This is a genomic window from Mariniflexile fucanivorans, assembly GCF_004341235.1.
GTDB classification, from domain to species: domain Bacteria; phylum Bacteroidota; class Bacteroidia; order Flavobacteriales; family Flavobacteriaceae; genus Mariniflexile; species Mariniflexile fucanivorans.
Window position 1 is genome coordinate 98,134 of the sequence record NZ_SLUP01000002.1, and the last position, 24,615, is coordinate 122,748.

Consider the following 24,615-nt stretch of genomic DNA (forward strand, 5'->3'; position numbering starts at 1 on the left):
TTAAAAAGTCTTTGGGTTTAAATCTTCACTTAAATATAACGGGTGTACTGGTGATATCTTTCTATCTCCGTTTAGATTCAAGTTATATAAATTATTAAATTCACTAAATATCCTTTTTGGTTTGCCTACTACATTCCCCCATACATAAACTATTTTATCACAGGTATTTGAAAGTGTTTGATTCTGGTTTCTAATAGGGTCTGAAACCGTTTGTATAACACTTCTATCTGTTGCTCTATAAACCTGTGTGTCCAATAAACGTCTATCCAATAGCGCCCATAACTCGGTTTGCTTATTTGGTATTACGATACTAATATTCTTTATTAAGCTTTTTAATATCGCATCCTTTAAACCGTGCGACTCATTAGGGTCGAACAACCAACCTAAAAAATTACTGTGCCGTATTTCTCGGTATTGAATACCCAATACATTAAAAATACTAAAGGCGGTTAATGCCTCTTTAATGGTGTGCAATTTGGGTTCGCACTCCTCAACAAATTTTTCTAAGTCTTGGCTGGTTACACTCATACGGTTACACCTGTTTTAACCCGTATTTTACCCGTTAACAATTGTTGCATCAAGCCTTGTTTGAGTTCTTGGTAGTGGGTTTTCTTTTCGGATAAGACTTCTAGTTTTTCGTCTACTGAACTTAAAATATTGGATATTTTATCTTGTTCTTCTATTACAGGAAAAGGAATATCAAATGATCTTATTTGCTGAAAATTCAAACCTTCTCTATTGCCTCCTGCTTGAAATTTATTAATGGAATTAACTCCAAAAGACGAGTTTAAAAGTTGAGACAAATAATGTGGATTAAGTCTCGATTTTGTTCGGATTATACATACATGCTGATTAACATTCCCTTCTTTAAAATCATTAGGAAGCACACAGCTTCTGCCAATAGAAGCTCCTGTAATATTGAGAAGCACATCATTTGGTTGTAGTTTAGAATTATTCATTGAACTATGTATTTCATTTGAAATAAATACAACATCCGACAAGTTCAATTTTCCTCTTAAAACGTTTTGACTTCTAATAAATATAATTCCTTTATCAGTATAAATTTCACTTCCGCCTTTAGGTGTTTTTCCACTACCAACTTTAGTAACTAAATTACCTAGTTTAACCACCTCCCAACTCTTAGGAATCTTACCCAAAGGCGAATCTTTAAACTCGGTGTGCCCAATGCCTTTGGTTAACAAACGTTGCATCAAGCTTTTTTTGAGTGCTTGGGTTTCGGTAATTTGTTGGTCTATCACGGCTATTTTAGCATCTACGGTGCTTAATATGTCGGCTATTTTTTGTTGTTCTGGGAGGGGTGGTACAGGAATCTTTAAATGTTGATACTCTGATATCCAATACCTTTTATGCTCTGTGCATTGATAGTTTATCCTCTTTAAAGATTCAAACACAAAAGGTAAATTAAAATTCTTATTTTTCCTTTTAAGGATTTTTAAAGCAGAAGAACGTACCTTAAAAGGAAAATTAACAAACTTAGAATCAGTAGTAAAATCATCAAAAATAATTACTGGAACATCATTATAAATATTTTCTATTTCATCCGAAAAACCTAAAATAAATGCTTTATTTGCTGTCAAAACAGGTGTTTTTCCAGTCTCATTAATATTATTTGTAATGTAATTTTTTGGTTGAACATAATCCAAGAAACTACCTAAATTTTCAACCTCCCAATCTTTTGGAATCTTTCCAATAGGCGTGTTTTTATAACCCTCACTCATACCCCCAACTCATTTAAAAATTCAGCCAATTTTTTATCAATTTCAGCTTCTCTTTGTTCTAAAGCATCCAGCTTTTGGTGTACGGCTTTAATATCTACTTCGGGTTCTGGTTCCGACGTATCAATAAATCTAGATATGTTTAGGTTATAATCGTTTTCAGCTAATTCGGTAATAGCTACCACGCGCATGTATTTATCTACATCGGTTGCCGCATCATAGGCTTTTACAATTTGCTTAATGTGTTTTTCTTCTAGCTCGTTTTGGTTCTTGCCTTCTTTATAATCGTTACTGGCATCTATAATAATCACCTTTCCTTTTTGGGCGTCGGTTTTGTTTTTATTAATAATCCAGATACTGGCTGGTATGCCCGTATTGTAAAACAAAGCACTTGGTAAGCCAACAATGCCTTCTACCAAATCGGCTTCTAACAAACCTTGGCGTATGTTGCCTTCGGTACCACTTCTAAAAAGCGTGCCATGTGGCAATACCACCCCTGCCTTACCATCTTGTTTTAAAACGGCTATCATGTGCTGTAAAAAGGCTAAATCGGCATAGCCCCGTGGTGGTATGCCATATTGAAAACGTCCGTAAGGGTCGCTTACCACCTTGCTGTAATTGGGGGTTACTTTCTTTTCTTTGCCGTTTTTATCGAGTTTTACTTCTATGGAGTTTTCTGCAGGCGTCCACCACCCATCCATAGAAAAGGGCGGGTTGGCAATCACCCGGTCAAAAAGCGTTAATTCGTTGCTATCGTTTTTATGTTGTGGGGTGGTTAGGGTGTCGCCTTTACGAATATCGGCATCCATAAAATTATGCAGCAACATGTTTAATTTACCAATGGCCCAAGTGCCTAAATTCTTTTCTTGCCCAAATAAGGACACATTTACGTTGTTACCCACTTTACCGTGGGGTTGTTGTGCTATGTATCTGGCAGACTCAATAAGCATACCCCCAGACCCACAGGTGGGGTCGTACACTTTTTGTTTGGGTTCTGGTTTAATAAGTTGTACTATCAACTGCACCACACCTCTGGGTGTGTAGAACTCGCCTCCTTTTTTACCAGCATCATCCGCAAACATTTTAATAAGGTATTCGTAGGCATCGCCTAAAAGGTCATTCGATTCTAAATGATCGTTACGCAAGGAATGTTGGTTGAAATGGCGCAATAAACGTTGCAATAGTTCATCGGACAGTTTTTCTTTATCGCCAAATTTGGTGGCGGTCATCACACCCTCTAAACTGGTGTTTTCGCGCTCGATGGCTGCAAAGGCTTTATCTAAAGCAATACCAATGTTTTCGGTGTGGGTTTTTATGCTGTTCCATCTGGATTCTATGGGCAGTTGGAAATAGGTGTCGTCTTCGGCGTCTGCTCTGGAAACCCCGTCCCGTTTCATGATGGTTTCTACTTCTTCTTCAAACACATCGTTGGAACGCTTTAAGAACAGCAACCCGAATATGTAATTTTTAAAATCGGAGGAGTCGATGCTGCCTCGTAATATATTTGCTGAATCCCATAGCCAGCTTTCTAGGGTACTTAATGTGAGTTTATTTTGGGTCATTTTAGCTTTAAAAAATTTAATACCTAAGCTTCTTCTAAATTGTTTATTTAATTTAGTTATCGAAGATTATAAAAATATAAATTCTTACAAGACTAATTGATATTTATTTGAATTTAAATAGGGTTTTTATTAACATTGGGGTATGGTGGTTTGGCTAGGCAAGAAATTCTTATCTTGGCAGTGCTTAAATTAATAAATTGGAGTAAAAAAGCTAACACGGCAACTTTCTTACTCCAACTTAATGTTACTTTTATATTTTATTGATTTTTTAGGGGTTAATACCCCAAGCCTGCCTTATTTTTATTTATAGAATTTGGAATTTCCTTTTTTTGGAATTTAATACCTCCTGGGCTTGTCCTGAGGTCGTTTTATTGAGCATTCGCTTCATTCCGTCCAAAAATATAGAATGAATACCCTAATTGAATTTGCGAAAAATTATTGGCAGAGTATCCCATTTCATGGTTTAAACGCCACCTTGCAAATATTTGCCCTTTAGAACCTACATCTACATAGCCTTTAAACTCAAATTCACTCACCCAATTGGACATACCTCTTCTATCCCCTGTTATGGGATTCGCAACACTTTTAAACTCTAATTTATCAGATATTAAATGGACGTACTTCGGTCGCCACATAGCATAAAACCCATAACGCTCCTCTGGCAATAAATGCATTTTAACTTCTGGATAAAAAGTCCAGTAGCTTACCGAATATTCCAAAGGCTTTAAATTATTTGAGCCAATTTGTTTAATACTATCTTGAATGGCTGTTTTACCAAATCTCACCCCTGCGTTAATATGGAATTGATATTTAAGATCTGGACTATCAACTAGAAGTACATTAATATCAGAACCAATATTCCAGTTACTATAATGTAATAAGTCTATGGGTGTTGAATAACGTTTAGAGTTGAACACTAAAACGCTGTCCTGTGACAATTGTTCGTTGTCTATACGTTCAGGGTTTAAACGTCTTTCCTTGTCTTCAATCTTGGTAATACCCCCAGCAACTTCTATATATTGAAAAAAACCATAGCCACCAAACACCCAATTTAATCCCCTCCAACCATCAAATCTTCTTGTGTTTAAATTAAAATGTTTTGAAAGCTCCATTTGAATTAATCCATTGGGCGATTCAGCATCAAAACCTTGAAAATCACTAAACACTTCCACTTCTAAAATTTTACGGGTTTCTTCTTTTTTTAATGTGAGACTTGCTCCTCCCTCCACATTGACTTTTTGATCCATTGGACTAAAATCCCTGGTTAGTTTGTTTGTATAAAAGTCATAGTTAATTAAGTCATCCATTAAAATAAACATTTTGTTTTTTAATTTTGAATTATATATTTCAGTATCTCTTGTGAGGGTTTCAAAATTTTCTTTTTTAAATTTTTTATTTACCTGATTTAAACTTAAACTTACATTAGCCAATGTCTTGTAATTTTTTCTACTCGTAAAACCAATTCCATACTTATTTGTAAGTATTAAACCAGCCTCCTTTTTTAAAAAATCTGGTATTAGATTACAGTTATAAAGCAGATTATCGCTATCACAATCTAAATGACCAGACACTTTAATAACCTCTAAAAATCCTTTAGAAAATTCAAAATCAACATTATCTATTACCAAGTATGTGAATACCATTTTATCTATATTACTTGGTATGTATTGCGAAAAAAGAGTTGCTACATACAAATTTTCTAAAGCCTTATATGCTACTGTATCTTTAGTACTTAATAGCTCAGAAATTTTAGCTGCCAATTTCGAATTTTCTTTTTCAATCTCAGCAACGCTTAAATTATTTAAGTTAAACTCTTGAACTTTAGTTTCCGCTGTTAAAACCAACAATGTATCTAAATATCCTATTGGTTTTGCTTTAATTAAATTATCAATGCGCTGAATTTTTGCCTTAAAGACCTTTTTTACTTCATCTTCATAAACCTTTTTAAGTTCTACGAAATGATTTTCCTCTAAATATATGGGAATTCTATCATTCACCTTCAAAATTCCCGTATTTGGTTGGTAATCTAAATTATCTAACACCCTTAGGTTATTGGCAAAACTATAATAAACACTTTCAGCCTTTTCATCTATTTTTTCTAAAGCATTTTTATCTATTTTATTTTCAGATTCATCTAACGAAAATTCTAAAAGCTCTTCATAAATAATATTTCTAAACTGTTTTTTAAAATCAAAAAAACTTCCTACTGCTCCGCCTAAATTAAAATTCTTATCCACATCTCCTTTTGACAGTTTAATTACGTATTTATTTTCTGGTTTAGAAATTTCAATTTCTATCCTTTGTTTATTGACTATAAAATAATCTGTTAATGTTGTTTGTGCAAATGACGATTGCATGACAAGAACGCATACTGCTAATTTTAAAATGGTTTTCATATGGATTGGTTTAGTTATTTAAATGTTTCGAATACCAGCTATGGTATTACCATATTAAATATGGTAACAAAAAAAATTAACTAATTCATGCGGGAGTATGCGGTAATATATTTTGAAAGTTAACAAATTAAAATTAAAATTCCTATAAAACATTTTGATTGAGACAATTATTGTCCTGATAGCATTGTTTATAAAATAGTATGCCATTAAAATATCCCTCAAATAATTAGTGTTTTTAGGCTATGACTTTTTTTGGGGTTTGGGTGGCATTTATTACTAATTAAGAATATTTATTAAAAGAAATAGTGTACAATTATAAACTCGCAACACACAACATGTTCTGAGTGTGAGTGTGAGTTTTTATGCTGTTTTATCTGGATTCTATGGGAGCTGGAAAGAGGTATCGTCTTAGGTGTTTGCTCTAGTAAGCCTATTGCATTTTATGGATGGTTCTACTCCTTTTTTAAACAAAACGCTAGAACGTTTTAAAAATAGCAAGCCGAATATGTTGTTTTTAAAATTGGAGGCGTCTATGCTATCTCTTATTATATTTGCTGACTCCCATATCCAGCTTTCTAGGATACTTAATGTTAGATGGAGCACGTCAACTTCGCTTTTTACAGGCTTATCGAAATGTTTTTTTATGAAATTTTCGACAAGCTCAAACTGATATTTAGACTATAATTGGCTTAATAATTTTATGTAAAAAAGCATTATTGTTAAATTAAATTTTATTGTATTAAAGCATTATAATTTATTCGCTTGCAAAGTTGCTAAGACGCAAAAAATATATTACTTACTGGGCATCTTTGTGTCTTTGCATCTTTGCATCTTTGCATCTTTGCATCTTTGCGTCTTTGCGTCTTTGCATCCTTGCATCTTTGTGTCTTTGCATCTTTGCATCCTTGCATCTTTGCATCTTTGCTTCTTTGCATCTTTGCTTCTTTGCATCCTTGCATCTTTGCATCTTTGTGTCTTTGCATCTTTGTGTCTTTGCATCTTTGCATCCTTGCATCTTTGCATCCTTGCATTAAAATAAAAAAAAATTTAAGAATTTAAAACACCAATACAATCAATGATTTAACCCTTGGAGTATCTTTCATTAATTACACCCAAATGACACCTAACGTGTTACTGATTAATTTTGAATCATTTAGCCCTAATGCATGCATGCTTTCTTTATCATTTCTTATAAAAGCTTTTTAAAATCTCAGTACAGATACACACCCTACAACAATTTATTTTACCCCCCACCAAGCCTTTTATCCATGCTAGCAATTGCATTTCATCGACTTTTGTGTCTTTTTTATTACTTTTTTAGTCTTATTGATTACATTTATAATACTTATTAATAAGTAAATACATACGCTATAAGCATAAATCCGTTATTTTAACATAAACCCCAACCCTATGTCTGAATTTTTAAACCACCACCGCTTTAAAGATGAAATTTGGATGACCACCAATGAAGCGCAACAATTCTTTAAAGTAAGCCGTAGCACCTTATACCGGTGGTGCCAAACCAAACTCGTACCCTATACCCTTATGGGCGGTACCCGCTATTTTCCTAAACATTTTATTGAAACCCTTATGGGGCAGTATTTAAACAACAAACCTTTTGAGTAGGTTTTTTTTAAAATATATAGCAGAGACCACCTATGCGTCGCCTCTGCTATAAAAACAAGTTGGAAGGCCTTAAGCCAGTGTTACCGTACCCAAATAGCTGCTGGTTGCTGCTAGTTTGGCATCGTCTGTTGCAAAAGTAGCCCACACATGTATAAGCTGTCCTGCCCAATAGGCTGGCAGGGGTATTTGTACCATTGTTAAATTGCGGGTACCTGCGGGGTTTGCCGTTACAAACAAATCGAGTGCTTCGCAATACACCACCACCACAAAGCCATCAGATCCGGAGGCATTGCCTTGTCCACTGTTGTCGTCCCAGGTGATAGTTATGGTTTGGTTGACATCCAAAGCTACCGTTCCATTGGATATGCCACGCAAATCGCCTTTACCAATTAGTACTTTAGGGTAATCTATCACATACCCGTCTAAAGGATCGGGCAATAGAGCGTATTTTATGTGGTAGCCCGTTGCTAAATTAAAGGAAGACTTATCGCCCTGTTGTTTTCCAAAATATGCCGAGAGGATTTCCTTAATGGGCGTTAAAAACTTGATAGCCGTTGCAAAACGGTCGCGTTGGTCCAATTGCGCTTGTGTAGGGGTGTAATTACCTCGTTGCGGTAAACTGCGCATAATGTCTTTACCACGCCAACGTGCACCTACTACGTTGCCAACTTTTCCGGAGAAGCCTCCTAGGATGCCTTTACTAAATGTTCCCATGATGTTATAGAATTTGGGGTTAATAGACCGTGAAACTAATACACTTTTCCCCGATTTACAACCCCTTGACACACATTGAAACGATTTGACACACCATGAGACGATTTAGGACAATTTGAGACGATTTGAGACAGTTGCCAAAAAAACAGGGGTTTTGTTCGGGTTTTGTTCGGGTTTTGTTCGTCCACGGTTCGGGTGTATTTTTTTTAGATGGGGGTTTGGCTGAATAAGGATGGATTCCATGTAGAATTGTTATTAGATTATTGACTATTGATTATTGACTATTGACTATTGATTATTGATTATTGACTATTGATTATTGATTATTGACTATTGATTATTTACAAATGAATAAAAGCTTATGGCTAATTGAAAAAATGTTTTGCCATGTTGTAAAACATTTCTAAATTGCTACGTACTAAATTTTTTGCTTTAAAAATATGAAGGCTTAAAAGATGAAATACATCTAAACTTCCGCATAGTAAGCCAAATGGGTTGGCATGCATATAAAATGACCACAAAACAACAGACATATCAAGAAAGAGCTGAACAGCTTGTTAAAACAATTGACATTGCTAAAAAAGTCATTGTTAACTCAAAATCATTAGACGATAAAACCAGAACCCACTTCTTAAATTGGGGCCGAGATATTAAAAATATGGCTCTTAACCCTGAACCTCAATTTAAAAAAGTAGCCAGTCTTAAATATCTTAAAAATGACTTCTTAATTTATTGGAATGAAGAGGATGGCAAAGACATTGAAAAATTTTGGAGTAAATTATATGAAAACGGAATTGACTTTGAGAAAAAAGATACGATTCAAGCTGTTTTGAAAAGAAAAAGAATTAAAGACATTCACGAGTACGAAAGCGTAATTGACAATATTGTTGTTGCTGAACAAATGGGACGGATTAACAAGACACAAGTAAAGGTGTTAAATCAAATGATTGGAGAGTTTGAGCAGCGACAAACAAATAAGGGAAAATAAAAACTCGACACGCCAACATTACCTTTAACTAAATACCCTTCGGGATACGCAGCATAGCCTAAGCCTTGTAAGCAATCCTCCATATACCGAAGGATTGACTTCTTGGGCTAACGTACAGGTTAAAGACAGGGCAAAAGAGAGGGATAAAAATTAAATTTATAATACATTGATTTTCAATAATTAACAAAAACGTTACTCAGAATTTATCAAAACAGCGATAACTTATTCTAAATTGAACAAATAGCAACAAGAATAACACCAATTAAATAAAAATATAGAAATGGAATTTTAACGATAATTAATGACTTTAAAGAATAAAATATTACTTAACAAATTTCTATTACCTTCAATATTGTTGATAATTTTAATAATCTATGTTTTAAGACAAAACTCTTTAGCATTAGGATTCGTGATTTATTACATAATCTTGTGGTTAATAGTTTCTTTAATCATCATTTATAAATCAAAAAACTATTTGATTGAATATAATATAAAAGCTAATCAATTAAAAATTAAGTATTACCCAGGAATAAATAAAACGGCTGAAAAGATTATACAAATAGATAAAATAGTAAGCAACAAATTAGAAACAAGAATATTTGACTTCGAATTTGATGTATTGTCAATAAAATATATAGATGAACAAGATTTGTACAACCTTTTAGATTTAAGGATTAACAATAAAGAAGATTGGATTGATATGTTATCATCAATCAAAAACAAAACCAACATAAATAGGTAAGCAGCATAAAACCACCGACAACAAAGTATGAAAAAAAACGCTATTTTATGCTTTCATTAAGCTTATTGCGTCTTTGCGTACATCTGAGTTTCCTTTAAAAAATCCTCGCTAACAGGTTTGCAAAATATTATACCAGAAAGATTTGTATTTAAATCATACAAGATTTTCAAATTTCACATCTTCCTAAATTGTTAAAAAAAATATTCTATCAGCATTTATTAAAGGCAAATCTATACCTAAGAAATTAAAAAATAATCACTAATTTTAACTTCTTATGAATCGATTTTTAGCACCTACTTTGCTATGCTCCCTTTCGCCCACTGCTGGTGGCTCACTATGTAAACTCTATCCCGTTGAGCCATACCATAATGCTATAAAAAAATTACGCATGAAAAACACTTATATCCTGATTATTCTATTCTTTTTTTCTATTTCCATAAAAGCACAGGAAAGTCAAATTTCCATTTTAAAAGATAATTGGAAAAATTACCTACTCGCTGAAGAAGTAAACCAGGACATGATCCCCTATTTTTATAACCTAAAACCGGACGGAACTTGGAGCGATTTAGATTACACGAATAGGCAACGTGGAAATTGGCCATTACGTACCCACCTATTGCGAACCGTAGAAATGGCTAAAGCATATCTAAAAAAGGGAAATCAGAATTATAAAAACGAAAAATTGAAGGTGCATATCCTTCTTGCCTACAACTGGTGGGTAGATCATGATATTGTGAACCTCAATTGGTGGTATCCTCAAATTGGTGTGCCGCAAAACATAGGCATCATTATGCTGTTAATGCAAGACGACATAGATGAAGTACAATGGCAAAAGGGCATGACCATTATGAATAGAGTAGTTTTTGGAGACAAAACGGGGCAAAATTTAGTTTGGGTGTCGTCGAATATCATTTTGCGCAGTATCCTAAAAACGGATACTACTTTGGTTGCCGAAGCTACCGAAAAAATACGGAATGAAATGCAAATGGCAAATAGCGCCGAAGGTTTACAACCCGATTACTCCTTTCATCAACACGGTAGACAGTTGCAATTTGGTAACTATGGACTTCACTTTCTCGAAGATCAGGTAAAATGGATGTTCATACTTAAAGATTCAAAATACGATTATACGCCAGAACAGATTGATTTAATGCGTAATTACTTTGCCCAAGGACAGCGGTGGGTTATTTGGAACGGTGTGTACGATATTAACAGCAGTGGGCGCCAGCTCTTTCCAGATGAGCAACACAAAAAATACATGCGTGTACACAAAGCCGCTTCAGAGATGAAAAAAATTGACCCAAATCATGCCGATCTATACCAATCGATATGTGAAGAAAACGACTTGGTGGGCGTTAAATATTTTCCGTTCTCTGAATTAACGGTTCAGCGTACCAAGCACCAACTAACAACCATTAGAATGTGTTCTAGCCGAATTAAAGGCTCGGAATCAGGAAATGGTGAAAACCTAAGTAGCTACTACCTTGCCGATGGCGCCATGTACACCATGAAAACCGGTAAAGAGTACCTCAATATTTTTCCTTATTGGGATTGGCGTAAAATACCCGGTACCACTGCCGTTCAAGACACCGTAAAGCTTCCAGAACTTGGATGGGATAGCTATAATATTACAAGCGACTTTGTTGGTGGATTGACCTATGAAGATTGCGCTATTACCAGCATGCAATACATACGCGATGGTGTTCATGCTAATAAATCTTACTTTTTGTTTCCCGATTTTACAGTCTGTTTAGGGTCGGCAATACATGGGCAAAACAACCAGCATTTACAAACTACCATAGCACAATGTTTTAGTACCACCCCTATATATTTAAAAAATGGGAACATATTACAGCCTGAAAATTCAGGAACAAACCAATCGGTTAATGCCCGAAGCTTTTGGCATCAAGGGTCAGGCTACATCATAAATCAAGGTCTGGATATTGTGCTGAGTTCTGAAAAGAAGACTGCTAACTGGACCAAGGTCATTAGTTGGGTCGATAAAGAAGAAGACGCAAAAGATGTTTTTACATTGGGCATTGATCATGGTACAAACGTTAAGAACGAAACATATGCGTATGCTGTATTTCCAAACATGAATAAAACCGACCTTGCGAAAACAGAAAAGCATCTACCCTACCAAATACTTTCCAATACCGAAGCCATACAAGCGGTTCAATTGGATGCGTGTACGTCTATTGTTTTTCATCGGTCTGATACCTTGAAAATACATGATACGATTGAGCTAAGCTGTAGTGTTCCCGCCATTTTAATGTGTAAAGTAAATCAGGATCAATTAAGTATTTCTGTATGCGATCCTACACAAAAATTAAAATCGGGACAAATTATAATTACTAGCAAAGGCAAGTCGGGAAAAACCACATTTATAAAAAACATAACCTTCCCTGTGGGTATCGATAAAGGAACAGCGGTAAATATGACGCAAAATATTAATACAAATAACTAATTTTTAGAGGTTTAATTCATTATTCTTGAGGTTGAACATGTAAAAAAAACGTGGGTTTTATTCGTTTACGGTTCTGATTATTTTTAAGATGGTGTTTGGATGGACAAAAGTAGAATGAAACCCAAAAAAACAAATGGTAATGGTTCATTTACCATTGGTAATTGGTCATTATATTCGTGAGTATATGAAGTGGATATTAAAAATAGTATCTTTTTAAAAGACTATAGATTATTGATTGTATCCAGTTGTTGTAAGCAATTTGAACAAAACAGACATATGAAAACAAATTTTTTTATTTTAATACTAATCTTATTTACAAATTTATCCTTTGGACAAAAAGTATTGAATAAAGATTACAGATTCTTGAATAAAGAATCAAAAGTAGCAATCATTCCTTTAACTAACGAATTAACAAAGTTTAATGATTCAATTTCTAATGATATTTTTAAAGATACATTGTCATTAAAATATCTAAAAGTAGAAGAATTAAGAACTGAATTAAATGAGGAATCGACAGATATTCTAAAAAGAATCGCGTCAAAAAAATATAAAAAGTCTGACCTAAAGAAATATCCGAATCTGAACACGTTAATAAGTATTTCGGATTTGAAAAACTTAAAAGAAAATTTACAAAATGCGGACTTATTATTATTCCCAATCAAGTTCAATATTAATCAATCAATTGGAATGACTTTCGGAAGTGCTACTTTTAGGTTTTATGATTTAAATACAGGCGATTTTGTTCATCAATATGAGTCAAGCTTTAATGTGAATACAATTGAAGATGGTTCAAAGCAAATAGTAACAGCATTATTGTTTTTAGAAGAAAAAAATTATTTAATAAAACAAAAAAGCGAATAAAAACGGGGTGCAGTCGCATATAATCAATTTGTAAAAATGAGAAACCTATTAAAAATAACATCAATTTTATGTACAATTGTTCTCTTGACAAATTGTGCTGCGTTCGGAACAAAAACACTTTATAAAAAAGAAACGAACAGTCTTATAAAACCAAAAACTCTCGGATTTAGTCAACTGGAAAGCAAACCAATAATTGACAAAATTGTAATCGGAACTTCAGATATTTATGATCAAATTATGGCTTCCGAACTCAATAAAATGGATATTGAATCTCATAACATAGAATACCCAAACTTTGAAAAATGGACTGACCTTGAAAAACAGAAAATATCTGATATATGCGCTTCAAATAAATTGGATGGAATCATTTTCACACAACTTATATTCATTAACACAAAATATAGTATGATGCTTATTCCTGTTGGCAAAAGTCAAGACACAGAAGTTGAAATGCAATATTTTGACTCAAATGGAAATTTGATATTACATACAAAACATAACACAGCTAAAGGAAATTCATATTTGGATTATCCCGATGCGAAAAAAAACTGTACCTGATGGAATAAAAGGTGCTTTAAAAAGAATATTTAAAGAAGTTTAAAAATAAAAAACTGCTTACAACACTGTAAAAAAATTGGTAGTTTTAGCTAAACCAAATTTAGTTGCTTGTTCGCTTGTATCTGATTTTTCTTATGAAAATCTTCTCTTGCAAAACCACACTATGCTTATATATAAATTGAAAAACTAAACTTAAATTAGATTAAATGGGAATATTTGGAAAATTATTCGGAAATAATAATAAAAAACCTTTCAGTTCTGAAATGAGATCTGAATATAATTTGATGACCAATATATCATTAATTAACATGGTTAAATATGAAAATATATCAAAATACAAACCCATTGAAGACGGCATTTATGAAGATTTGACTGATGATGATGAGGCAAAATTTCGAATGACTATATCATACGAACTAGAATCTGATAATACTAACAATCAATATCCTCTTGAAGATATTTTAGATAAATATTTAATACATGTATCTGAATCCTATGAAGCTGAAAATGAACAAGGAGCAAGTCTATTTATAATTGAATTGAGTGGTTCCTTAGAAAAAATACAAGATGCCAAAGAAATAATTGGAAAAAAAGTTTTTAATAGAGAATTTATAGATTCAAACGGACAAGTGAGCGTTAATTTAGTAATAGAATAAAACTGTATTTTTTTAGTTGCTTTTTATTGGATTTTGTTTGTTAATAAGTAAATATTAATACTTAGTCCAATATGAATCCAATCATGATAACCATGAAATTTCTAGTTCAATTTTAGTATCATGAAGTTGAATTTTTAATACGACAAATTCAAACTAATAGTCAGCATATTTACGAATCTTAAATATTTCAGATGGTTTGTTTGTATTTATAACTTCAGGTGTAAAATCCCAAACTTCGTCTCCTAAGTCTGTAACTTCAATAAAACGTCCTTCAATTCCTGAACAAATTAAGGTATTTCCAGACTCAAGACGTTGTGTTCCTGATATATGATCTGAATAAAAATTGCTTGAATAACTCCAAACGACTTTATCTGCTAGTGTTATTTCTAAAATAGCTGATTTGTTCGTTTCGGCATTATTATTATAAACGAGTATGTTTCCATTATCTATAAATGTGGCATCATGTTGTCCAGACAAAGCGCCAGAAGCAGTAATACTTTGCGTAATAACTTTACTCGCTTTATTTATTAGGTATAAGGTGTTTTTGCCTCTTGAACTTATAAGTATGTTGCCGTCTTTATAATCAACCGAATTAAAATGTAGATAATCTACTTTGTCATTATTTGCTGGAATAATACCCCCATCATCCATAGCACTCCATTCCCAAATAGTTGAATTATCAGACTTATCAATTATGATAACAACCTCATTCCAATACTCTGAATTATTATATGTTCTAAGTTCCCAAGTGAGTGCAATAATGGTATTAGCATCTATTTCTTTAAAATCATGATGAAATGTGCCCTCGTCACTAGCTTTCTGAATAGACCAAATTACATTACTAGTATCATCGAGCTCTTCTATAATTCCTGCAACAAGACCACCCGTAGAAAAAGCGCCATTACTAATTTCAGTAGTTTTACCTAATCGTAATAAAGTCTTATTTTCTGAGAGATAACAACCTCCAGAAGACGTAAAAGTAGACGACCATGTTTTAACATCTACTCCCAAAGAATCAATAAGATGCGTCGTTTTATCTCCTATATAGGAATATAACACATAACCTTCGGTAATATTGGATGTTGACTCCGTATCTGAATCTGTTTCACTACTTCCTACCTCATCTGATGTGCAAGCACAAACTAAAAACAAAATAACAAGGAATAACGATATATTAAAGCATCTGATTTTCATCTATATTGTTTTAAAAATTAGTTAGCATCTCTTACACATCTCACAAAATTATAAACCTTACGTATATCGCCTTGTGGTCCAAATGTATCAGGGAAATCATCTGTACTACCTGCTTTAGGGTCGTTACGTTGTGCACCAGCGCCGTGGACATCTAATAATACACCATTCATTTCACCTTCAGCTTCTCCAAAACAAAAATAAACAGCATCCGTATAAGGTGAAGGGCCATCTTGTAACGGAGAGCTTGTCCAATAATAACCGTATTGCCCAGAATTGCCTTTAGAATCTAAAATGGATGTACAAGTAAATAAAGGATCAATAGCAGGAGCATTTGTAGTTTGTGGCGACCTTGTGTAATCTACAATACTCTGTAATTCTTTAGCATTTGGCATTCTCCAATCACTATGGCCCGCAAGTGTAAGCGATTCTGCATACCCTAAACCATGTTCCCAATCGTAAGTTTCACCATTATCTGCTTGTTGCCACATTAACCCTGTGGCATTATCTATAATTGTTCCATCTCCATTATCTTTAAAATCATTTTCACCATAGGATGTGTTTCCTCGTACCATTCTAAAATACATGGTATTTGCTGCTCCTGTTGCTGGTTTATATTTTGGATAGCCTTTCAACCTTCCATCAACAAAATTATATCCAAAAACAGCTTCGTTTCCGTTCATTATTTGTCCGACGTATTCTGTAATCGACCAGGTTTGTCCATCAATTTCTCGTTCTCCAATAGATTCATCTCCAATAGGTTGGTCGAAATAATTGACATCAATAAACATGTCAACCGAATTATCACCAAAACAACGTCCTGTAAAATTAGATAACGAGTACAATTCTTTAATAGTTGGTATTCTCCAATCTGTATAACCACCTAAATTGAAAGTTTTTACTAATGTTATAGCATTGGCATAAGACATTTTATTTCCCATATCTTGTTGCCACATTAACCCTGTTACATTATCTGTAACCGTGCCATCTCCATTATCTGTATATGAAGGTTGATTACCAGAATAGGTTGCATCTTGACCATAGAAAGCATCTCCAACTCCAGGCTTGGATATTATAGCATTGTTACTATAAAAATCTGAAACAGCTGTGTCTACAATAGTGTAAGGAAATTTGGTAGTTATTACTTCTTCTTCATCTTCAGTACTCGTACCTGAATCCTTATCACAAGAGAAAAATGCTAAAACAGTTAGTAAGCTTGCTGATAATTTTAAATATTTATAACTCATAATTTATTTTTTTAAATGCTATTTGTATCAAACATAGTTCAAAGATGCATAATGGTTGGATTTAAGGAAAGAAGTATCCATAGAATCTGTATTATAATCAATGAAATAGTTGATGAAAGGTCTTGTTACAATTTAATAGTACGTACGCTCCTCACATAATTGTAGACATACCGAACATCACCTTGAGGTCCGAAATAGGTAGGATACTGATTTTTATTACCACTTTTAGGGTCACTTCTTTGGCATCCTGCGCCATGTACATCCATAAGCTGACCTCTCATTTCCCCTTGTCCTTCACCAAAAGCAATATACACCGCTCCAGAAGCTGGATTTACACCATCTAAATGCGTTGTACTCGTCCAGAAAAATGGATATTGCCCCGAGTTTCCTTCGGGATCTTTAATTTCTGTAGTAGAAAAGATAGGGTCTATTGCCGGTGAATTTGTGGTTTGTGGAGACCTAGAATAATCTACGATACTTTGTAATTCTTTAGCATTTGGTAAACGCCAATCTGTATGACCAGCAAGTTCTAAACTTTCGGAATATGCTAAAGATGCTTCCCAATTACGACTTTTACCATCATCCGCTTTTTGCCACATAAGTCCGGTTGCGTAATCACTTACGGTGCCATCACCATTATCTATAAAGTTATTTTTTCCATAGTTTGTATTTCCTCTCACCATTCTAAAATACATGGTGTTTTCTGCTCTGCTCTTTTTGTTGAATTTTGGATACCCTTTTATACGTCCATCTATAAAATTTACGCCAAAAATAGTAGCATCACCACGCATCGTTAAACCTACATACTCGGTTGATGACCATGTTTGTGCATCAATTTCTCGTTCTCCAATATTGGTATTTCCTAATGACTGATTAAAATATTTGGTATCTATAAACAGTATATTAGATTTAGCGCCTTTAACCTGACCGGTAAACTGAATTAGAGAATACAACTCTTTAATTGTGGGTACTCTCCAGTCTGAATGTCCTCCTAATTTGGATTGTTCTGCTTTAGAAAAGGATGCTTCAAAGGTCATTTTTTTACCCATATCTTTTTCCCACATTAATCCCGTTACATTATCGGTAATGGTACCGTCACCATTATCGGTATACGAAGGTTGGTTTCCAGTATATGTGGCGTCTTGACCATAAAAATCATCTCCAATACTCGGTTTTGAAATTACATAATTATCACTATAAAACTCAGTAACACCAGTATCCACCATTGGATATGTTATTTGTGCGACTGCAGAATATCCCATGTATAAGCAGATACTTAACGTTACAAACCCCCTTTTTTTATACATTTTCATAATTTTAAATTTAACTTGCTTCAAAGGTCTGTATTTATGTGTTAGAAAAAGAATAAAATCAATAGAAGGGCATTTTCTATCAATGAAATTTTAGTTAAAGAAATTATTATTCAAAAAAGTCTTGAAAGCTTCCTGATACGTGTCACTAACTACAATAAACTCTTTTGGACCATAAATAATCCGATTCCGCTCGACGGTAACAATATGATTCAGGTTAACTATAAAAGAACGGTGTATGCGCATAAAGTACTCCTTGGGTAAAATATCTTCAATATTTTTAAGACGAAGTAATGTTTTTACAGGTTCGCCATGCACTAAATTTATAGATACATATTCTTTTTGTGCTTCAAGATATTTAATGTCTTTAAACTGAATTCTAATATGTTGCTGACCCGATTTTATAAATAAAAAATCATCTTTCTTTTTGACCGTAGTTACAAATTGTCGCTCCTTATTTATAGTTTCTGACGCTTTGTTTGATGCCAATAAAAAGTCTACATATTCAATTGGCTTCAATAAATAATCTATGGCGTTTACTTTGTAACCTTCTATGGCATATTCACTATACGCAGTGGTAAAAATAATGCGAGGTGGATTTACCAAAGTCTTAGCCAATTCCAATCCGTTTAAATCGGACATATGAATATCAAGAAACAACAAATCAACCGGGTTTTCATTTAAAAAACTACTAACCCCTAAAGCATTGGTAAACTTTCCTTTAAGCCGAAGAAAAGGCGTTTGCTCAATGTAAGACACAATTTGTCTGAGTGCTAAAGGTTCGTCGTCTACAGCTATGCAAGTTATCATATAGGTATTTTTATAGTTGAATTATATACATTTTCATGCTCTGTGTTTGTAAATACGTAGTTACCATTATACAATAATTTTAAACGCTTCTCTGTATTTTCAATACCAATTCCTGATTTTTCAATTGATTTTAATTTGTCGTGTACACTGTTTTGAATCGTAAATTCAAGTTCATTTTCATGAATAAAGAGGTTAATATATACAAACGATTTTTGCTCGTAACTTATACCGTATTTAAAGGCATTTTCCAGAATATTAGTAAATAAGAGTGTTGGAATGGAAATATTTGGCGGATTTTCAGGGAGATTCAATTGAATCTTTACGTCTTCATGAAAACGCAACTTCATAAGTTCCACATAACTCTCTATAAATTTAATTTCTTTGGTTAATGGTATCGGTTTATCGCTAGATTCATATAATAAATGTCGCATTAAAACAGACAATTTTCCAATAGAACGTTTGGCTTCTTTGGTGTCAAAATCAACCAGAGCGTGAATATTATTAAGGGTATTCATTAAAAAATGAGGACTCACCTGGTTGCGTAAAAAGGCCAATTCATTTTTAATGCTTTCTTTTTCAACTTCGGCTTTTTGTTGTTGGGTTTCTGCCCATTTTACAGAGGTTTTCATGCCTGTATCAAAGCCCACTAATAAAATAGATAATAGAATTAAATTGACATACGGTGGAAAAGTTCCTGCAGGAACTTGGCGCCCAAAATCCCCTGGTTGCCCAACTGCTTTATTTGAATTTGGAAATTGAAGTCCTGTATTTCGCTGTGGCGGATTTATATTTTGAGAACCAATCGCTTGCCGAATAGAAATAGACCCTAAAACGGTACATCCTATAACCACAATAACAGCTAATATATATATAATTTTCTTGTTCTTAAATAGTAAGTAAGGTGTTAAAATAAATCTGTTTACACAGAATATAATTAATAATGGTAAGTAATCAATCCAAACGTTAAAAATCACATTCCACCGAATGGTATTGTTATTAATCCATTGATAAAATAGCGGTAAAACAAAAAGTAGTGTCCAAAACAGAAGGATAAAAATAGACTCAAAAAATCGAGAGCGTTTTTTATTTAATATTTTTTGATTCATAGTTAATAGACCTTTTAATGGACGCTAATTAGCAATGAATCAAAGGTGCTATTTCTATTTATAGTATTCAAATAATATCAATAGAAAGTTGATTTGAATCAATGAAAATTAAAAATACTTCTGTTAAAAAGGTTCAATTGCAACCGATAAAAGATTATAATGTTATAACTCATAAACCGTAGTATCCGTTGCAGAATAAAACGCACAAGAACTCTGTATAATTAAGATGAAATCATACATGTAAATCTATTTGCCGATACAATATTTGAAGTTTATAGGTTTTACAGCGGTTTCCGAAGATTGGGCAACAAATAGCCATCAAAATACGTATAACATTAATAAATTCAAGGCAAATATAAATAAATACTTAAGAGATACCTTACTATAGAATATAATCAAATTAAGCTGTTTTTAACTTACAAATTCTATTCTTTATATCATTGGCAACATTTAACAAAACACTTCACCTCATGGCTTTAAAAAGCCCTTTTTTACACAAAAAATGTCTATAGTGTTCAAAAATAAAAAAATTAATACAATTACATTTTAAAAAATTCACATCAATATAATAAACTTTACATTTTATAGAAGCTTTTTTATAGTTGTTGTTTCCTTAGCGTTGAACTGCATCATTTTACATTATTTAACTTATTGTATATCATTCTGTTATGATGTAAATTTAAATGAAATTTTTCAATCAACAAAAAACATATAGCAATGGCTAGACAGAAAGGACATATTAAATATGTTGGGACGTTAGGTGAAGTTCGTCACTTCAAAATTAAAGGTAACGAAGGTTACTTTGCAGGTCTGAAAGGTGGACCTACTGCGGAACAAATAAAAACTGCACCTGGATTCATTCGTACTCGAGAAAACATGTCTGAGTTTGCAGCTTGTGCTAATGCGGGAAAATCCGTTAGAGTGGGATTATCAGCTTTGATGAAACAAATGACTGATAGTCAATTTACAGGGCGTTTAACCGCTATAATGAAAAAAATAAATATCGAGGATGGTTCTGAAGCCAGAGGTCAACGTGCTGTATTAGTTTCTCAACAACCACAATATTTAAAAGGTTTAGATTTTAATCGTAACATTTCTTTTAATGGTGTTTTTAGCGCTCCTTTTACATTAACTCCTAACGTAGATAGAAACGAAAGCACTTTAAGCGTACCTGCTTTTAATCCCCTTAATTATTTAAATATTCCGACGGGAGCTACACATTTCAGAATTATCAATGCTTTGTCTGTGATTTCTGATTTTGTTTTTAATCCTGCAATTGGAGCTTATGAAGCTGCTGAACCTATTTTAAATGAAACTTCAAATATTGGCTATTCAGATTACACTCCTATTAATGCTGAAACCGCATTAATTGAAGTTGTTGCGACATTGCCAAATGCTCCAACAATAACAGTTAATGTAGCTGTTTTAGGATCTATTGGAATTGAATTTTATCAGCAAGTCGGAGTAAATTATTATTTATTCAACGCAGGAAATGCAATGAAAATACAGGAGGTATTCTAAAAGACCATCAGTTTGTAAAGTTTATTACTTTTAAAACGTTAACCCTTTCGAAAGAGAGGGTTTTTTTATTTTGCATTCATTTATCTATAATGTGCAAATATGTAGGGCTTATTGTAGAAATATGTCCTAAGTATCTATTGATAAAGTTAAAAAAATCAGGTTATTATCTATTTAGCAATTGCAAATGTGCCTAAACTTTCAAATTTGAAATGACCATTCGGATGGGTTTAAACTCTCGCTGTTTTTTTTGGAATAATGCTTACCTCCTATTTTCAATTGGAAGGAAAAATATTTGGCGTTATTTTAAAAAAAATTGCATCCATAGGGGTTTGGGGAAATGGAAGATTTCCCCAATTATTAACAATCGTAGTGCGCTGGCAGCAGCGAAACAAGTGTATATTTTTTTATTTGCTTACTTGGATTTTTGTGATTGGTTTCAAGGAAAAGCTGATGCCATATAAAATGATGGCAATTGGTGATTTAATACCTATTTATAGTTCGCTTGAAAACGTTTTGGCATCGGCTTTTACTGAAATTAATAACCTCATCCGTTTCTGGCAAATAAAAAACTATACTCTTGTGGGCTAATTTGATTTTTGAGGATGCCTGATTTTCTTTTGAAATGGATGTTTTCGGTATAGTACTCATGTTGTTTAGAAACGTCGCAGCATCTTCAAAAAACAATGAAAAAATATACCGATTAAAATGTTCCTATTTAATTCTAAATACTGTTCTGTTACGGATGTGAGCGTGGGGTATGTCGGATATTTTACATAATACCAGTTATAACTACGCCCGAAATAATAAAACGCACGCTAGTGCAACCAAAAAAGGGAAGTATTATAACTTGTATTATGTAACATAGCTTGGGTGTGGTTTTGGCTTTGAGGGGTGGGAACAGCTCTTTGCTTTTTTATAAAAAACAAAAATCAAATTATTAACTCTTTTAAAAAAAGCAATGTGCTGTTTTAGCGTTGGCAAAAGCCAAAACCGCAGGAGCGTTGGCAAAGCTTGGGCTTGGGTGGGTTCTTTTATTTAATACTTGTTATAGTTGCTAGATTGTTTTTGATTATGAAATTCGTCTCTGTCGTATTCATTTAGTAATTCATCTTCTCTGTTTGTGAAAGGATCAAACCAATCTGCTTTTTCGTTTGCCCATTTTATCCAATCTTTAAGTTGTTCGGTAAGGTTGTTTTCTTTGATTGCTTTCTGCTCTGTTGCCACAATAAAGTTTCTGTATATTGTTGCTTTATCAAATTTCTCTGCGTCTGAAAACAACTTTTTGGTTTTAATTATTTCTTTTTCTTTTCGTGTTTTAAATTCTTTTTCTATTTTTTCCTCTTCTGCTCTTTGAATCGCATGTAATCTACATTCTTCCTTCCATAGCACTTCTTTATCGGCTTCTAATTCTAGTTTAGCTACTATTTTAGCTAATTGATTTTCTAATTTAATATGGCCATCTTTCCATTCTATTGCTCTAAAGCTTTCACCAATTTTTATAAGAAGTATTCCTGTTGGCACATAGGTTGAACTGTCGTATTGTTTAACTGGTGGTATTCTTTTTTGTACTTCTCGTATATGAAATGGGAATTCAATTTCTTTTATTATAATATTTGGACCCGAATTATTTCTATCTCTTTTGAATGAATGCCCTCTAAATCTAAGCAGTTTTATGAGCGTATCCATTATTAAAAGTGCTCTATTATAATTTGCTTCTTCAACATAAATGCTAATTCTATCTGTCTTTTCATGAGGATAATACGTTTCTTTTTTTCTTTTAGAATGTATTTCTTTTGTGTTTTGTATTAAAATATCTGGTTTGCTTAGTTTGAAAGGTACTGATAGGGGCGCTTTTGGGTCGTTTTCGATTTGTTTTGTTAGAATCGTTAGTGGTTTTTGGTCTAGGTTTACACAATTACCATCTTCCCTTATAGGTATTGTTATTTTATCTTCACCTTTAAAATTACTGTTTAGTTTTTCTATATGTACTTTTTTATTGTACTTGAATTTTGACCAATAGCCATTTCCTGGAATTGGTATTTCAAATTCGTTGCAAACTTTCTTTATTCCTTCAGTAGATAAAGCATACTCCTTGGATAGTTTAGATAGTGTGGTTGACCAAACTAAGTCGTACACTTCTTTTCGTGTTAATTCTATAGTTGTCATATGATACCTTTTTATATACATATAAAGGTAAAATATATTCATGAGTAAGATAATATTAACTCAATGGAGTAAACAACTAATTGATGCTAGGAATATTTTTAATAAAATCGATTATTTCAGATAATAGAGGTTTGATCATTATCTTTTAAGTACAATTAAATCGAAATACATTAACCTAGTTGCTAATATGGTATCTATGGGAATACCTGTGTATTCCTTTTCTTGTTCGTCTGAACTGAATAATGGGATGAACTGATTTTCTGTGTAATACCGCAGTGGGCTTACATCGTTATATGAATCAACAACTATGAAACGACATCCTGTTTTATTAGCACCATCTATAAACCAAGATTTAATAAAATCCATTAATTGTTTCCCTGTTCTTTCTGTTTCTCCTTCTATAAAACGATATTTCTTGTTTACTCCCAAACGACCTATTAATACCGCTGGATAGGATTTCATTGTTTTTTCTCGTGGAATATCTTTGATAACTTTTTTCTTCCTTGCATTTGGCAACAAAAAAGTTTTTATACTGTCATTTGAAATGGTAAATGCACATACAATTATTTCAGGATTTTCATCTAAAGTAAAACAGTATGTTTTGCCCAATAATTCATCATGATACTTTAAAGAATCGTTACGAAAGAAGTCGTTTAAATCGGGATTATCACAATCGAAAGGTGCGCAGGAATTTATAAGTTCACTATTGTAAACTTTGAAAGTGCACTTATTGAGTAGGAAACCCAATTTTAATTATAATTTAGCTTTAGCTAAAATTTTAGATGCAACAGTGGCTTGCTTGGAAAAATCTACGCTAGATTTATTTGCTGTATTAACCCTAACTGATTCAGTAAAAGCTTGTGCCGCTCTATCCTTTAAAACAGGTATTGATTTAATTGCAATTGCCATAATTAATTTAGTTTAATGATGCAAATATAGAATATTGCTTCATATGTTG

Annotated in this window: 23 protein-coding genes; 9 read left to right on the forward strand and 14 right to left on the reverse strand. The window is 33.0% G+C overall.

Going from position 1 to position 24,615, the window contains the following annotated elements; all coding sequences use genetic code 11:
• The 5 genes from EV196_RS03900 to EV196_RS20310 form a co-directional block, all read right to left on the reverse strand.
• Complete coding sequence (locus EV196_RS03900) at positions 1-528, reverse strand: PD-(D/E)XK nuclease family protein (RefSeq protein ID WP_132215130.1); 528 nt, start codon at positions 526-528, stop codon at positions 1-3.
• Complete coding sequence (locus tag EV196_RS03905) at positions 525-1,739, reverse strand: restriction endonuclease subunit S (protein WP_132215132.1); 1,215 nt, start codon at positions 1,737-1,739, stop codon at positions 525-527. Before EV196_RS03905 ends, EV196_RS03900 begins: the two co-directional genes overlap by 4 nt.
• The gene (locus EV196_RS03910) at positions 1,736-3,298 is read right to left on the reverse strand and encodes a type I restriction-modification system subunit M (protein WP_132215134.1); all 1,563 of its coding nucleotides are present in this window, start codon (positions 3,296-3,298) and stop codon (positions 1,736-1,738) included. The genes EV196_RS03905 and EV196_RS03910 overlap by 4 nt, the downstream gene beginning before the upstream one ends.
• 368 nt (positions 3,299-3,666) lie before the next feature.
• On the reverse strand, positions 3,667-5,694 hold the full coding sequence (locus tag EV196_RS03915; protein WP_132215136.1) for a hypothetical protein: 2,028 nt from the start codon (positions 5,692-5,694) through the stop codon (positions 3,667-3,669).
• A gap of 408 nt (positions 5,695-6,102) precedes the next feature.
• Positions 6,103-6,297 (reverse strand): type I restriction-modification system subunit M N-terminal domain-containing protein, encoded by a 195-nt coding sequence (locus EV196_RS20310; RefSeq protein ID WP_132215138.1) that lies wholly within the window; start codon positions 6,295-6,297, stop codon positions 6,103-6,105.
• An 807-nt stretch (positions 6,298-7,104) separates the two neighbouring features.
• On the opposite strand from EV196_RS20310, the gene EV196_RS03925 reads away from it, so the two are divergent.
• Positions 7,105-7,320, forward strand: coding sequence for a helix-turn-helix domain-containing protein (locus EV196_RS03925; protein WP_132215140.1), 216 nt, complete (start codon positions 7,105-7,107; stop codon positions 7,318-7,320).
• Between the two features lie 69 nt (positions 7,321-7,389).
• On the opposite strand, the gene EV196_RS03930 is transcribed toward EV196_RS03925, so the two are convergent.
• Complete coding sequence (locus EV196_RS03930) at positions 7,390-8,034, reverse strand: DUF6266 family protein (RefSeq protein WP_132215143.1); 645 nt, start codon at positions 8,032-8,034, stop codon at positions 7,390-7,392.
• 511 nt (positions 8,035-8,545) lie between these two features.
• Between EV196_RS03930 and EV196_RS03935 the strand changes: the two genes are divergently transcribed.
• The 6 genes from EV196_RS03935 (at position 8,546) to EV196_RS03960 (ending at position 14,306) form a co-directional block, all read left to right on the forward strand.
• Entirely contained in the window at positions 8,546-9,022 is a 477-nt protein-coding gene (locus EV196_RS03935; protein ID WP_132215145.1) for a hypothetical protein, read from the forward strand.
• Between the two features lie 409 nt (positions 9,023-9,431).
• The gene (locus EV196_RS03940) at positions 9,432-9,764 is read left to right on the forward strand and encodes a hypothetical protein (protein WP_165876096.1); all 333 of its coding nucleotides are present in this window, start codon (positions 9,432-9,434) and stop codon (positions 9,762-9,764) included.
• Between the two features lie 388 nt (positions 9,765-10,152).
• Complete coding sequence (locus EV196_RS03945; protein WP_165876097.1) at positions 10,153-12,231, forward strand: polysaccharide lyase family 8 super-sandwich domain-containing protein; 2,079 nt, start codon at positions 10,153-10,155, stop codon at positions 12,229-12,231.
• A gap of 276 nt (positions 12,232-12,507) precedes the next feature.
• Entirely contained in the window at positions 12,508-13,092 is a 585-nt protein-coding gene (locus EV196_RS03950; RefSeq protein WP_132215151.1) for a hypothetical protein, read from the forward strand.
• Between the two features lie 36 nt (positions 13,093-13,128).
• On the forward strand, positions 13,129-13,650 hold the full coding sequence (locus EV196_RS03955) for a hypothetical protein (protein ID WP_132215153.1): 522 nt from the start codon (positions 13,129-13,131) through the stop codon (positions 13,648-13,650).
• Between the two features lie 206 nt (positions 13,651-13,856).
• Positions 13,857-14,306, forward strand: a complete 450-nt coding sequence (locus EV196_RS03960) for a hypothetical protein (RefSeq protein WP_132215155.1) — start codon at positions 13,857-13,859, stop codon at positions 14,304-14,306.
• Between the two features lie 153 nt (positions 14,307-14,459).
• Here EV196_RS03960 and EV196_RS03965 read toward each other — a convergent pair whose 3' ends face one another.
• The 5 genes from EV196_RS03965 to EV196_RS03985 all read right to left on the reverse strand — a co-directional run bounded on the left by EV196_RS03965 (position 14,460) and on the right by EV196_RS03985 (position 19,970).
• On the reverse strand, positions 14,460-15,500 hold the full coding sequence (locus EV196_RS03965; RefSeq protein ID WP_132215157.1) for an arylsulfotransferase family protein: 1,041 nt from the start codon (positions 15,498-15,500) through the stop codon (positions 14,460-14,462).
• Positions 15,501-15,517: 17 nt separating this feature from the next.
• Positions 15,518-16,744, reverse strand: coding sequence for an Lcl C-terminal domain-containing protein (locus EV196_RS03970; RefSeq protein ID WP_132215159.1), 1,227 nt, complete (start codon positions 16,742-16,744; stop codon positions 15,518-15,520).
• A gap of 125 nt (positions 16,745-16,869) precedes the next feature.
• Positions 16,870-18,051 (reverse strand): Lcl C-terminal domain-containing protein, encoded by a 1,182-nt coding sequence (locus EV196_RS03975; protein WP_132215161.1) that lies wholly within the window; start codon positions 18,049-18,051, stop codon positions 16,870-16,872.
• 96 nt (positions 18,052-18,147) lie between these two features.
• Positions 18,148-18,864 carry a LytR/AlgR family response regulator transcription factor gene (locus tag EV196_RS03980; protein WP_132215163.1) on the reverse strand — a complete coding sequence of 239 codons (717 nt, stop codon included), beginning with the start codon at positions 18,862-18,864 and terminating at the stop codon, positions 18,148-18,150.
• Positions 18,861-19,970, reverse strand: a complete 1,110-nt coding sequence (locus EV196_RS03985) for a sensor histidine kinase (RefSeq protein ID WP_132215165.1) — start codon at positions 19,968-19,970, stop codon at positions 18,861-18,863. The genes EV196_RS03980 and EV196_RS03985 overlap by 4 nt, the downstream gene beginning before the upstream one ends.
• Positions 19,971-20,687: 717 nt before the next feature.
• Here EV196_RS03985 and EV196_RS03990 point away from each other — a divergent pair.
• Both EV196_RS03990 and EV196_RS03995 read left to right on the forward strand, forming a co-directional pair.
• The gene (locus EV196_RS03990) at positions 20,688-21,491 is read left to right on the forward strand and encodes a hypothetical protein (RefSeq protein WP_132215167.1); all 804 of its coding nucleotides are present in this window, start codon (positions 20,688-20,690) and stop codon (positions 21,489-21,491) included.
• 276 nt (positions 21,492-21,767) lie between these two features.
• A complete protein-coding gene (locus EV196_RS03995) occupies positions 21,768-22,079 on the forward strand; it encodes a hypothetical protein (protein WP_132215170.1) in 312 nt (103 codons plus the stop codon).
• 447 nt (positions 22,080-22,526) lie between these two features.
• Here EV196_RS03995 and EV196_RS04000 read toward each other — a convergent pair whose 3' ends face one another.
• The 3 genes from EV196_RS04000 to EV196_RS19845 all read right to left on the reverse strand — a co-directional run bounded on the left by EV196_RS04000 (position 22,527) and on the right by EV196_RS19845 (position 24,566).
• Positions 22,527-23,657, reverse strand: a complete 1,131-nt coding sequence (locus EV196_RS04000; protein ID WP_132215172.1) for a hypothetical protein — start codon at positions 23,655-23,657, stop codon at positions 22,527-22,529.
• 138 nt (positions 23,658-23,795) lie between these two features.
• On the reverse strand, positions 23,796-24,404 hold the full coding sequence (locus EV196_RS04005) for an N-acetyltransferase (RefSeq protein WP_132215174.1): 609 nt from the start codon (positions 24,402-24,404) through the stop codon (positions 23,796-23,798).
• A 6-nt stretch (positions 24,405-24,410) separates the two neighbouring features.
• Entirely contained in the window at positions 24,411-24,566 is a 156-nt protein-coding gene (locus tag EV196_RS19845; protein WP_165876098.1) for a hypothetical protein, read from the reverse strand.
• Positions 24,567-24,615 lie beyond the last annotated feature (49 nt).

Coding starts and splice junctions, on each gene's coding strand:
- EV196_RS03925 (WP_132215140.1), top strand. CDS start 7,105: ATGTCTGAATTTTTAAACCACCACCGCTTTAAAGATGAAATTTGGATG.
- EV196_RS03905 (WP_132215132.1), bottom strand. CDS start 1,739: ATGAGTGAGGGTTATAAAAACACGCCTATTGGAAAGATTCCAAAAGAT.
- EV196_RS03950 (WP_132215151.1), top strand. CDS start 12,508: ATGAAAACAAATTTTTTTATTTTAATACTAATCTTATTTACAAATTTA.
- EV196_RS03955 (WP_132215153.1), top strand. CDS start 13,129: ATGAGAAACCTATTAAAAATAACATCAATTTTATGTACAATTGTTCTC.
- EV196_RS03960 (WP_132215155.1), top strand. CDS start 13,857: ATGGGAATATTTGGAAAATTATTCGGAAATAATAATAAAAAACCTTTC.
- EV196_RS03990 (WP_132215167.1), top strand. CDS start 20,688: ATGGCTAGACAGAAAGGACATATTAAATATGTTGGGACGTTAGGTGAA.
- EV196_RS03985 (WP_132215165.1), bottom strand. CDS start 19,970: ATGAATCAAAAAATATTAAATAAAAAACGCTCTCGATTTTTTGAGTCT.
- EV196_RS03930 (WP_132215143.1), bottom strand. CDS start 8,034: ATGGGAACATTTAGTAAAGGCATCCTAGGAGGCTTCTCCGGAAAAGTT.
- EV196_RS03935 (WP_132215145.1), top strand. CDS start 8,546: ATGACCACAAAACAACAGACATATCAAGAAAGAGCTGAACAGCTTGTT.
- EV196_RS03970 (WP_132215159.1), bottom strand. CDS start 16,744: ATGAGTTATAAATATTTAAAATTATCAGCAAGCTTACTAACTGTTTTA.
- EV196_RS03910 (WP_132215134.1), bottom strand. CDS start 3,298: ATGACCCAAAATAAACTCACATTAAGTACCCTAGAAAGCTGGCTATGG.
- EV196_RS03980 (WP_132215163.1), bottom strand. CDS start 18,864: ATGATAACTTGCATAGCTGTAGACGACGAACCTTTAGCACTCAGACAA.
- EV196_RS03915 (WP_132215136.1), bottom strand. CDS start 5,694: ATGAAAACCATTTTAAAATTAGCAGTATGCGTTCTTGTCATGCAATCG.
- EV196_RS19845 (WP_165876098.1), bottom strand. CDS start 24,566: ATGGCAATTGCAATTAAATCAATACCTGTTTTAAAGGATAGAGCGGCA.
- EV196_RS04000 (WP_132215172.1), bottom strand. CDS start 23,657: ATGACAACTATAGAATTAACACGAAAAGAAGTGTACGACTTAGTTTGG.
- EV196_RS03975 (WP_132215161.1), bottom strand. CDS start 18,051: ATGTATAAAAAAAGGGGGTTTGTAACGTTAAGTATCTGCTTATACATG.
- EV196_RS03945 (WP_165876097.1), top strand. CDS start 10,153: ATGAAAAACACTTATATCCTGATTATTCTATTCTTTTTTTCTATTTCC.
- EV196_RS03965 (WP_132215157.1), bottom strand. CDS start 15,500: ATGAAAATCAGATGCTTTAATATATCGTTATTCCTTGTTATTTTGTTT.
- EV196_RS03900 (WP_132215130.1), bottom strand. CDS start 528: ATGAGTGTAACCAGCCAAGACTTAGAAAAATTTGTTGAGGAGTGCGAA.